At 66.4% G+C, this 11387-nt stretch carries 8 protein-coding genes and 1 pseudogene; 3 read left to right on the top strand and 6 right to left on the bottom strand.

Annotated elements, in window-relative coordinates:
- Both AC1DYX_RS21285 and AC1DYX_RS21280 read left to right on the top strand, forming a co-directional pair.
- On the top strand, window positions 1-248 hold a 248-nt coding region (locus tag AC1DYX_RS21285; RefSeq protein ID WP_477262503.1), incomplete at its 5' end, for a hypothetical protein.
- 11 nt (window positions 249-259) lie between these two features.
- Window positions 260-1480, top strand: a complete 1221-nt coding sequence (locus AC1DYX_RS21280; RefSeq protein ID WP_477262501.1) for a S8 family peptidase — start codon at window positions 260-262, stop codon at window positions 1478-1480.
- Window positions 1481-1492: 12 nt separating this feature from the next.
- On the opposite strand, the pseudogene AC1DYX_RS21275 reads toward AC1DYX_RS21280, so the two are convergent.
- From AC1DYX_RS21275 to AC1DYX_RS21265, 3 genes and pseudogenes are all read right to left on the bottom strand, one after another.
- Window positions 1493-1609 (bottom strand): annotated as a pseudogene (locus AC1DYX_RS21275) (DDE-type integrase/transposase/recombinase); the annotation flags it as partial.
- Window positions 1610-1712: 103 nt separating this feature from the next.
- The gene (locus AC1DYX_RS21270; protein WP_477262499.1) at window positions 1713-4469 is read right to left on the bottom strand and encodes a sensor domain-containing protein; all 2757 of its coding nucleotides are present in this window, start codon (window positions 4467-4469) and stop codon (window positions 1713-1715) included.
- Between the two features lie 208 nt (window positions 4470-4677).
- Entirely contained in the window at window positions 4678-5091 is a 414-nt protein-coding gene (locus AC1DYX_RS21265) for a hypothetical protein (RefSeq protein ID WP_477262497.1), read from the bottom strand.
- A gap of 222 nt (window positions 5092-5313) precedes the next feature.
- On the opposite strand from AC1DYX_RS21265, the gene gntR reads away from it, so the two are divergent.
- Window positions 5314-6342 (top strand): HTH-type transcriptional regulator GntR, encoded by a 1029-nt coding sequence (gene gntR / locus AC1DYX_RS21260; protein WP_477262495.1) that lies wholly within the window; start codon window positions 5314-5316, stop codon window positions 6340-6342.
- A gap of 459 nt (window positions 6343-6801) precedes the next feature.
- On the opposite strand, the gene AC1DYX_RS21255 is transcribed toward gntR, so the two are convergent.
- The 3 genes from AC1DYX_RS21255 to AC1DYX_RS21245 form a co-directional block, all read right to left on the bottom strand.
- Window positions 6802-9153 (bottom strand): GH36-type glycosyl hydrolase domain-containing protein, encoded by a 2352-nt coding sequence (locus AC1DYX_RS21255; protein WP_477262493.1) that lies wholly within the window; start codon window positions 9151-9153, stop codon window positions 6802-6804.
- A 26-nt stretch (window positions 9154-9179) separates the two neighbouring features.
- Complete coding sequence (locus AC1DYX_RS21250; protein WP_477262491.1) at window positions 9180-10571, bottom strand: MFS transporter; 1392 nt, start codon at window positions 10569-10571, stop codon at window positions 9180-9182.
- A 175-nt stretch (window positions 10572-10746) separates the two neighbouring features.
- Window positions 10747-11387, bottom strand: a 641-nt coding sequence (locus AC1DYX_RS21245) for a Gfo/Idh/MocA family protein (protein WP_477262489.1), incomplete at its 5' end; no start/stop codon positions are given.

Raw genomic sequence — 11387 nt, 5'->3', positions numbered from 1 at the left:
AGTTGGAACACAGCGTCGGCAACTCGTATATCAAAAAGAACATGTGGTCCAGCCTGGGCGCCAATCCATTCTATGTCATGGGTGGTGCCGTAGCGTCCCTCACGGTATTTGGCGACACCGGCGAGATCATTTTCGCGAAGACGGGCGCAGTGCATGGAAAATACCTGTCGGTGTCTGACGTGGCCGGCGTCGTGAACGGCGAGGCTCAACCAGCGGTGCAGCCGGGAATCCCGCACAACGACAGTTGAGTGAGCACGCTATGGACATCGAGGAGCAGTTTTGCTACCGGCGCGTCGTCTGCGTGATCGCCCGGGTCGGGACTAACGACGCGAAGGCGATCCAGCGGCTGGCCCCGCTTTTCGGCACGACGCCAGGTACCCGTGGAGCGCTACTGGCGAACGTGGCGGAATCCGCCTCGGGCGATGCGACGACGTCAATGCAGTATTACCCGTGCCTGGATGCGGTCTATGGCGCGGTCGACCGTGCCGGCTACCGCCGGCTATGCCAGCGGAAACATGTGCTCGAGGTCCATGCGTCCGGCAGCTTTCACTTCATTCATCCATTGGCCACGGGCGACGAGATGTTCGCGCCGGTGGCGCCGCCCGCAGGGCCGACGTGGGGTTTGCGTGAGTTAAACATTCCTCAGCTCTGGCAATGGAAGCTGAGCGGCGCCGGGGTGCTCGTCGCGCATCTGGACAGCGGTATTGTCCAGCATGCGACCCTGACCGGGGCCGTAGCGGAATTGGTGACTGCCCTCGATGCTGGTAAGGTGGTTCCCGGTTCGCCGCCGAACCCAAATGCAGTGCATGGCACCCACACCGCCGCGACGATCGTGGGTCGTCCGGTAAATGGCGTGTACGTTGGCGTGGCGCCGGGGGCAACGCTTATCTCAGCGAACGTTACGCCAGGTGGTGATACCGTCGCGCGGCTGCTTGCCGGGATCGACTGGGCGCTGGCGCGGGGCGCCCGGGTCATCAACATGTCCGTCGGACAGGATAATTATAATCCCGCCTTCGAGTTCGTGATCGACAGGATCCGCGCTCGAGGTTGCTTGCCTGTGTGCGCCGCAGGTAACAACGGCGTCGGGTCCAGCATGTCGCCGGCGAATTACCCGAACGCGTTAAGCGTAGGCGCCCAGGACCCGAGTGGACGCGTCGGCAGTTTCTCGGGCAGTGATTTGCTGCACCGCGCGGTGGACCCGTACGTCCCCGACCTGATCKCACCCGGCGTCGACGTCGTCTCCGCTTTGGCCGGTGGCGGATTTGCGACGTCGACGGGTACGTCGATGGCCGCGCCGCACATCGCCGGTCTGGCCGCCCTGCTGATGCACGCGTATCCGCATGCCACCTTGTCGCAGGTTGAATTTGCGATCCAGCAGTCATGCAGGATGCGGCCCTGGCTGCAGCCAGACCGTGCCGGCCGCGGCATCCCGGACGCCGTTGCCGCGCTTCAGTCGCTATCGGCGCAAGGGGCTACGTGACGCCGTATGGTGTCGGCACCGGGCAAACCGGTCACGGTTTGCAGTGAGAAGGAATTCGACGGTTCCGCCTTCCTTGTCGAGAGCATGGTAGAGATACTTCCAAACACCCACGACCTTTATGTACCACTCCTCTATGCTGCAGCCGCCGCCATTGCTGTCCATTTAAGTCAGTCCGGCTAATCGACATCTGGCCAGCCGAATAGATTTCGTCTATGTACTAAGGCAGGTCCCGTTAGTCCGCGCCCGCCGCCTCGAGCCAGTGCTCGAGCGCCTCGAGCGGCATCGGCCTGGCCATCAGATAGCCCTGCACCTCGTCGCAGTCGGCCGCGCGCAGGAAGTCGAGCACGTCGGCCGTCTCCACGCCTTCCGCCACGACGGACAGCCGCAGCGCGTGCGCCATGTCGACGAATGCCTTGACGAAGTCGAAGGCGCTGATGCGGCCATCCTCCTGCAGCACGAACGAGCGGTCCAGCTTGAGCACGTCGATCGGGAAGCGGCGCAGGTAGGTGAGGGCGGAATAGCCGGTGCCGAAGTCGTCGACCGCCAGCTTCACGCCCAGCAGGTGCAGTTCGTCGAGCATTGCGGCAGTGCGGGGAATGTCCTCGATGAGGGCACTTTCCGTCAGCTCCAGCTCCAGGCAGGCGGCGGGCAGCGCCGATTGCGCCAGCGCGGCACGTACTTCGTCGACGAAGCCGGCCTGCGCGAGCTGGCGTGCCGACACGTTCACCGAGACGCGGATGGCGCGGCCGTGGCGGTCGATCAGGCGACGCGTCTGCCGGCACGCCTCGCCGAGCACCCAGCGGCCGATGGGTACGACCAGGCCGGTCTCCTCCGCGATGCCGATGAATTCACCCGGCGAGACGCGGCCCAGGTCGGCGCTGTTCCAGCGGATCAGCGCCTCCAGCCCGACGACGGTCATGCTACGCAGGTCGATGCGCGGCTKGTAGTGCAGTTCGAATTCGTTGCGTCCCAGCGCCGGTCGCAGCGCCAACTCGAGCGCCATGCGGGCCTGCGCCGCGAGGGTCATTTCCGGTTCGAAGAAGCGGTAGCGGTTGCGTCCCGCGCGCTTGGCACCGTACATCGCGGTGTCGGCCGTCTGGAACAGCAGCTCGCGCGTCGACGCATCGTGCGGGAACAGGCTGATGCCGATCGAGCCGCCGGCCGTCACTTCCTGGTTCCCCACGCGGACCGGCACGGACAGCGCGTCCAGCAGCTTGGCGGCGATGGCCTCGGCGCACGTCGGGCCCGTGCACTCGGCCGCCACGACGAATTCGTCGCCGCCGAGGCGTGCGATCACGTCTTCCGGCCGCAGCACCTTGCGCAGGCGCGCCGCCACTTCGCACAGCAGCACGTCGCCCAGCTCGTGGCCGAACGAATCGTTGACCTCCTTGAAGTGGTCGAGGTCGAGGAACATGACGGCCACCGCGCGCCCCTGCGGACAGGCGTCGAGCATGCGCTGCACACGCTCCTGCAACAGGGCGCGGTTGGGGAGGCCGGTGAGCGTGTCGTGCGTGGCCAGTTCGTGCAGGCGGCTTTCGGCCTGCTTGCGGTCCGTGATGTCGCTCATCAGGCCCGTCACGCCCTGCACGTTGCCGGCAGGGTCGCGCCGCACGCTGCCGTTGAACAGGACGTGCACATGCCACCCCTGGGCATGGCGCAGGATCGCTTCGATGCCCTGCACGGCACCGGAGGCGTCGTGCGCGGCGAGGCAGCCCCACGGGAAGTCGACGAACAGTTCGTCGAGCGTCCGCCCGACGAGCGCGGTGCGCGCATGGCCGGACAGGCTGCACAGCGCGGGATTGACGTCGAGGACGCGGCCGTCAGCGCCCGTCAGCACATAGCCCGCGGGCGTCATCTCGATCACCTCGCGGAAGCGCTGCTCGCTGGCGCGCAGCTGGCGTTCCGCTTCCTCGCGCTCCGTCAGGTCGCGGATGATGGCCTGGAAGTATTCCTGGCCGCCGTCCTCGAAGCGCGAGATGTGCACCTCGGCCGGGAAGATACTGCCGTCCTTGCGCCGCTTGGACATGCGCAGCAGGTGCGTCTGGCCGGCGCGCAGGCTGTCGAGCATGCCCGGCGTGTACGCGTGGTTGCCGTCGATGGCGCTCACGGGCAGGCCGAGGAATTCGCTTTCCGTGTAGCCGAAGTGCGTGCAGGCGCGGCCGTTGGCGGCGACGATGACCAGGTCGCAGTCGGCGATGACGATGCTGTCGCCCGCCTGCTGGAACAGGCTGCGGTAGCGCTTCTCGCTCTTGCGGACGGCGTCCAGCGCGGCGCGTTGCGCGGTCACGTCGTGGAAGTAGACCGACAGGCCGTCCGCCGTCGGATAGCAGCGTATTTCGACCCACGTGTCCGTCGGTTGCCAGTACGCCTCGAAGAAGGCCGGCTGGCCGCTGGACAGCGCCTGCAGGTATTGCGCGACGATTGCCGTGCCTTCCAGCGCGGGCGCGACGTCGAACAGGTGGCGGCCGACGTTGGGCTCCACTTCGACGCCGATGAACGCGCCGGCCTTGCGGTTGGCGTAGGTGATGCGCCAATCGCGGTCGATGGCGAAGAAGGCATCGCCGATGCTCTCCAGCATGGCGTTCATGCGCTCCTGCGAGCGCTTCAGTTCCTCGCGCGCCATGCGGTGCGCGGTGACGTCGCGGGCGCTCGCGTAGACCAGGCGCGCCGGTTCGGACCAGCGTGCCGACAGCGACAGATAGACCACCTGCCCATCCTTGCGATGCCAGCGCAGCTCGCGCTCGCGGCACGGCCGGCCCGCGAGCACTGCGGCGCCCAGCGCGTCCATGGCGGCGTGCTCGTCCGGATGGAGCATCTCCCGCACCCGGCGTCCGGCCAGTTCGTCGGGTGCATAGCCGAGGATGTCGCAGGCGGCCGCGTTGGCGCGGACGATGTGGCCGGTCGCGTCGAGCACCAGCATCAGTTCGAAGGCGAGGTCGATGTGGGCAACGTAGTCAACGGCGGAGGCGGGCAGGGCCGGCGCGTTCATGATGGGCTTCCAGTGGAGCCGGGGACGATGGCGATCGGAATACGCGCTCGCGTGGGATGCGACGCTCCCCCCGGCACGCGTGCGCGGACCGAAGAATTATATCATTCCACTGAGAAACTTTTTCCCGTGTTGCGGCGTAAATACCACATCCGGGCGAGGGGGCCGGCCCACCGCAGGCGGACCGGGTGTGGTTGAAGAAAGCGCGGCGCTACATCGAATCGTCGAGGTCGTCCTGGCTCAGGTTGCCGGACCTGCTGCCCCGACCGCCGCTCTGCTGGTTCCGGTCGATGGTGCCGCCCTGGCGGCTGCCGCGTTCCAAATTGTCGTCCGGACCGCTATCGAGGTCCGATCCCGACTGGTTACCCTGACTGATATCGCTGCTCTGGCGGCTGCCACGGTCGCCGCGTTGGGCGTTGTCGCCCGGCCCGCTGGCCAGGTCGGAATTCTGCTGGTTGCCCTGGCCGCGCCAGGACTTGCCCTGTGCCGGCGTGCCGCCCGGCTGGCCACGGTTGGCCGACTGCAGGTTGCCTGCATCGCCCAGATCGGGCGTGCCGACGCCCCTCTGTTCGTCGTCATTCCGGCCTTTGTTACCCTTGCCTTTGTGTTCCCGGTTGCTCGGCATAATCGTCTCCTTGATCGGACCATGAATCGCCATGGTAGGCGCCCTGGCGGGGGCGACAATCGGAATTTTAGACGGAGGGCTGTAGGACGTATCGCACATGGAATGACGGGTGGCACAATGCGTTGTGGCTCGCGGAACGGCACTAGAAACATTGACAAAATATCCAATCCGTGGCGCAATCTATGGTCGGCGCGCGCAGCGGCCAGAAAACACGAAAAAACAATGAGCAGAAGCAGTACAGGTAAGGTCAGGGGTACGGGACGGACCACGCTGGAAGAGGTGGCGGCACATGCGGGCGTATCGACGATGACGGCATCGCGCGCGCTGAGCCAGCCGCAGCTGGTGTCCGAGGCGACGCGCACGAAGGTGGAGCTCGCCGTCGTGGAACTGGGCTATGTGCCCAACCGCGCCGCGCGCGCGCTGGCGTCCGCCCAGTCGCGCGTGATCGTGGCGCTCGTGCCGTCGCTGTCGAACGTCGTGTTCACGGCCGTGCTGGACGGCATCCACGATGCGATCGAGCACGGCCAGTACCAGCTCCTGATCGGTAACACGCGCTATTCCGACGCCGAGGAGGAAAAGCTGCTACTGACCTATCTGCAATCGAATCCGGACGGCATCCTGCTGTCCGGCCTCACGCACAGCCCGCAGGTCGAGCGCATGCTGGCCGGCTCGCGCATGCCGGTCGTCTCGATGATGGACCTGGCCGAAGATCCGGGCGAGCTGTCGGTCGGGTTCTCGCAGCACGACGCGGGCCAGGCCATCACGCAACACCTGCTGGAGCGGGGTTACCGCCGCATCGTGTTCGTCGGCGCCCAGCTCGACGAGCGCACGTTGCGCCGCGCCGACGGCTACCGCCAGGCGATGCAGGCGGCCGGGCTGGCCGATCCGAAGCTGGAGATCATGGTGCAGGACCCGTCCACGATCGCCCTCGGCGCCGAACTGATGCGCCAGGCGCTGGAAACGCTGCCGGACTGCGATGCCGTCTTTTTCTGCAACGACGACCTGGCGCACGGCGCAATCTACTACTGCCAGCGCCACGACATCCGCGTACCGCAGGACGTCGCCATCGCCGGCTTCAATGACTTGCCGGCATCCGCGTGGATGGTGCCGTCGTTGACGACCATCGATACGCCGCGTTACCGCATCGGGTATGAGGCGGCGTCGCTGTTGCTCGAGGTGATTGCCGGGCGGGAGCCGAAGGAGCGGCGGATCGATCTCGGGTTTACGTTGCGGGAGCGGGAAAGTACCTGATCGCCGAAGCGTCTCTGCTGCGATGTCGACCCTTTACACATCCTTGAAGATCTGCCTCATGTCGGCTTCCTGTTCGMTGGCTACCCTGACCGTTGAATGTGAGTCTCCAAATCGCGGCTCGTCGTGCGTTGCCACGAGGATGTATTAATTATTGCCAGGTAAACCCAACACTTTCAGCCAGGAAGACGTAAATAATCATCCTGTTGAGCTTTACATTTCCCGTAAAAACGATACACTGTCCGTATCGATTGATAGCGCTACCAATCACGCGCTGTCAACCGGCATGGGTGCGCGGGGGGCTGCGCACTCTTCAACAATCTCCTCTTCAGGGCTGGGCGCAGCTGTGCTCCCGGCTCTTTTTTTGTTCTTTTTACGCCGCATGCCGCAACAAAGCCGGCTCGTGGCCGGCTTCCGATAAAAACCTCAAGCAGCGCCAGTGCGGGACGATCCCGCGGACCGTCACGGCACGGTAACCTCGACCCGATACGTCCGCCCCGCCTCGATCCCATCGATGCGCGCTTCATCCAGCGCCCGGCCATCGCACACGACGCTCGTCCGCGCCACATCGCCACGCGTGATGCCGACGTCGAACGTGGCGCCACGGAAGACCCGGCGCACGCGCATCGAAGGCCAGTGCGACGGCAGCTGCGGATTGACGACGAGTCCCGTCGCGTCGCCTTTCAGCCCACAGAGGCCTTCCACGATGGATCGGTAGACCCACGAGACGGTCCCGGTGTTGAACAGCTGGCTGGAACGGCCGGCCGTGCGCGGGTATTCCTTCCACGCGCCGCGATAATAGTTCGGGATGAACACGGGCATCTGGCCGCGCCGCAGGTAATCGTCCGCATCGGGCCCCGGGATCATCTTGCGCAGCGCGTCCCAGGCGCGGTCGGCCTCGGCGATCGTGTACAGGCTGTAGATGTAGAACACCGAGGCGTGGTTGTACACGGCGCCGTTCTCCGCCGACCCGGGGTGCTTTTGCGTGACGCGGCCCACATCCTCGCGCATTGCGCTGTAGGGCGGGGCGAACATCTGGACGCCGTACGGCGTGTCGAGCTGGCGGTCGATCTCGGCCAGCATCGCGCCGCGCTGGCGCGCGTCCGGTGCGCCGCTGAGGAAGGCCCAGCTTTGCGGGTTCAGGTAGATGCGGCCCTCGGTATCCGCGTTCACGCCGAACACGACGTCGTCGTCCGTGATGCCGCGCGCGTACCAGGCGCCGTCCCACAGGTGGACGTTGGCGGACGTGTTCATGTCGGCGGCGCCGGCGCGGAAGTGGTCGTGGCGCCAGTCGTCGCCGCGCGCCGCGCACACGTCGGCCCACAGGTTCAGCGCATACGCGGCCGCCACCGTCAGCCAGCCGGACACGCCGCGGCCCTTGTAGCCGACCATGTTCATCGGGTCGCACCAGTCGCCCTGTTCGATGTACGACAGGCCGCGGTGGTCGCGCTTGTGCAGCAGCCAGTCCATCGCCATCGAGATGCGCTCGTACGCCGTCAGGGTCATGCCGTCCGTGCCTTCGACCTGGGCGCAGAGGATCTTGTCGTCGCCCGTCTCGTCGAGATAGGCCTGCAGGCAGACCGGCAGCCACACGCAGTGGTCCGTGTGCGGCACCTGGTTGATGTACTTGAGTTCCGCGCCTTCGAACAGCAGGATCCCGTCCGGCATCGAGCCGTTCGTCCCCTGCTGCGACAGCGCGTGCAGGAATGCGGCGCGGGCGACGGCCGGCTTGATGAAGGCCATCCCCATGTTGTCCTGCAGGTAGTTGCGGGTCTGCGGGTCGGTGCTCAGGCGGTTGACGTCGCCGTGGTAGAACACCTGGCGCGCGAGCCAGTGGTTGACGAAGTTGTCGAATCCGGCATCGGGCGTCTCGACGGTCACGCAGCCGGCGCCTTGGTCGGCATAGGCGGCGTAGGCGCGCGCGGCGGCGGCGAAGCCTTCCGCGCCGAGGTGGCGGTCGCGCATCTGCGCGATCTCGGCGTCGTCCCGTGCGGGACCGAACAGGAAGCGGCGCGTGGCCGTGCCACCGGCATCCAGCGCGAGGCGGTACTGGACTGCGGCCACCGGCGTCTCGTAGCGGGCATCGCCGCCGGCCAGCCGGTCGGCACGCAGCGCGTCCGGGGCGTGCAGGCCGCCTTCGCCCTCGAACTGGCCCTGGTTCGTTTCCCAGGCGTCGGGCGCCGTCTCGCACAGCAGACAGGTCTTGTCCTTGAAATCCTTGTTCTTGAAATAGTCCTGCAGTTTCTGGTAAGGCGTCACGCTGGAAGCGACGATGGCCTTCATGTCGGCGCGATACTCGGCCGACTGGTTCATCCACGACATGTAGCCGATCGTGAAGTAGGGGTAGACGCTGATGCGACGCGGACGGCCGCTCACGTTGGTGACGGACAGTGTCCACAGTTCGGCCACGTCGTCGACGGGTAACGCCAGGCGCAGGTCGATGCGGATGCCCAGCTTTTCCACGCTCCATGCGATGTCGTCGCGGCCGACGGAGAATACGAAGCGGTCGGGCGCGGCGCGCACGGGTTCGTGCGGCGCCGAGAAGATCTGGCCCGTCTCTTCGTCCTTCACGTAGAAGAAGCGGCCCGGGTGGTGCGCGTAATAGGCCTGCTCCGGCTGCATGAAGGACTTCGCTTCGAGGTTCGGTGCGTGCGAATACTTGGCCGGCTCCGGCTGCATGAACTGCGCGGTGGCATAGCCGCGGCACGTCACCTGGATCATCATCCGGCGGTTCCACAGGAAGCCGCCGGCGTTCGGCATGGCGGTCGGGCTGGCGAGGTCGTAGCGCGCGCCGTTCTCGGTCGGTTGCAACATCATATTTCCTTCTTGTTGTATGTAGTCTAGGGTGCGAATTTGCGCGCCGCCAGGTCTGCCTGGATGCGCGCCAACTGCCTGGCGTTGAGGTTGTAAAAACACATGACGGCCACGGCGGCGACGGCGAACGCCGCCGGGATGAACGACATCAGCCAGACGATGCCTTCGCGCGAGCCGCTGGCCTGCACGGCGTTCGGCACGTAACCGAGCGCCGTGAATACCGACCCGATCACCGCGACGGCGACCGCGGTGCCGAGCTTTTGCGAGAACGTCGCGGCGGCGAAGGTCATCGCGGTGGCGCGCCGGCCCGTGCGCCATTCGTTGTAATCGGCTGTGTCGGCGTACATCGAGAACGCGAGCGGCGACTTCGGGCCGAGCACGAGACCGAGCCCGCCCTGCAACACGAACATCAGCCACACCTGGTCCGCCGGCACGACATAGAACGCGGCGGACAGCACGGCCGTCGCGCTCATCAGCACGATCATCAGGACCTTCTTGTCGAGCCGGCGCGTGAGCAGCGGCGTGAGCGCGGCGCCGATCGCCGCCGCCACCATGTAGGTCGGCACGAACGTGCGCATCAGGTCGGGCCGGCCGACGACGTACTTGAAGTAATAGGCGGCGCTGGCCGTGCGCAGCGTGATCGTGACCATGATGATCAGGGCCAGGAAAAACAGGACCATCCAGGGACGGTTGCCTGCCAGGTCGCGCACGTCGCGCCAGACGGCGTTCTTCTGGCCCGGCGGCGGCGCGATCCGTTCGCGGGTATTGAAGAAGGTGAGCACGAACAGGACGGATGCGGCGATGGCCCACACGAGCATCGTCAGCTGCCACCCGCGCCGGTCGTCGCCTGCGCCGAGCCAGCGTACGAGGTCGGGCGTGGCCGCGGTCACGAGCGTGCTGCCGGCGAACGCGAAGATGAAGCGCAGCCCGTTGATCGTGGAGCGCTGCTGCGGGTCGGCCGACATCACGCCGGACAGGGCGTTGTACGGGATGTTCACGCACGTATAGCACACCATCATGAACAGGTAGGTGCCATAGGCCCAGGCCAGTCTGGCGTCGCCGTCCAGGCCGGGTGTCGTGTACGTGAGCACGGCGGCGCCCGCGAGCGGGAGGCACATCCACACGAGCCAGGGGCGGAACTTGCCGAAGCGGGTGTCCGTGCGGTCGGCGGCGGCGCCGATCAGCGGATCCGTGAATGCGTTGATGATCTTAATCGCCGACATCATCGTGGCCGCGGCGGCGGCCGAGATCCCGAACGTGTCCGTGTAAAAAATCATCAGGAAGGTGGCGACATTGGTCCAATAAAAATTGAAACCCATGTCGGCCACGCCGTAGGCCAGCTTTTCGCGCAAGGGCAGCGCTGCGGCGGCCGTGCCGGAGGATGCGCCGACGGCGCCGCCGGGCAGGGCGGCCGTCATGGCCGTTCTCCTGCCGGGCAAGAATGCGGTGGTGTCGTCGGACGGGGCATCTGCGTCTCCTGAATCATGCAGAACGGCTCTGCGGCCGTTTGAACGTGTGGAATGATAGCGCTAACAAGAGCGAGTATGCCGCCGCCCCGGAACCATGTCAACCACCGGATACCCGGCCATTGGATCAGTCCCCGGGGTAGCGCACGCCCGTCTGGCGGCGGATCTCGTCCAGCACACCCATCAGGTGCAGCGTCTGGTCGTGCGTCATGGCCGGACTCTCGATCAGGCCCTCGGTCCAGCAGCGCTGGGCTTCGATCGCCTCGTGCACATAGCCGTTGCCGAGATACGGCGTCGGGATGACCCGCGGCGGCGCGTCGGCCAGTAGCAGCGTGATCGTCGGCGGACGGTGGAACGGTGCGTCCAGCCGCAGCTGGCCGTGCGTGCCGGACAACGTGAGCAGGCCCGGCGTGCGTGCCTTCAGCGAACAGGCGCACGTGGACAGCGCCCCGCCCGCGTGGCGCAAGGTGAACACCGTCTGCAGGTCGACGCCGGTCGGGCCCAGGTCGGCCTGGGCGCGCACGTCGAGGACGTCGCCCAGCAGGAAGGCGGTGATCGACAGCGGATAAATGCCGACGTCGAGCAGGGCGCCGCCGCCGAGCGCGGGGCTGAACAGGCGCGCTTCCGGCCCGCCCGTGGCGACGAAGCCGAAGTCGGCGCTCGCCTGCGACACGTCGCCCAGGACCCCGGACGCGAGGATGCGCCGCACCTCGGCCATGGCGGGCATGTAGCGTGTCCACATGGCTTCCATCAGGAACAGGTTGCGGC

This window comes from Massilia sp. P2_C2, assembly GCF_056404615.1.
Note: the sequence above shows the minus strand (reverse complement) of the source record. Positions and strands in the feature narration are given on the sequence as shown.

Coding starts and splice junctions, on each gene's coding strand:
- gntR (WP_477262495.1), top strand. CDS start 5,314: ATGAGCAGAAGCAGTACAGGTAAGGTCAGGGGTACGGGACGGACCACG.
- AC1DYX_RS21250 (WP_477262491.1), bottom strand. CDS start 10,571: ATGACGGCCGCCCTGCCCGGCGGCGCCGTCGGCGCATCCTCCGGCACG.
- AC1DYX_RS21265 (WP_477262497.1), bottom strand. CDS start 5,091: ATGCCGAGCAACCGGGAACACAAAGGCAAGGGTAACAAAGGCCGGAAT.
- AC1DYX_RS21255 (WP_477262493.1), bottom strand. CDS start 9,153: ATGTTGCAACCGACCGAGAACGGCGCGCGCTACGACCTCGCCAGCCCG.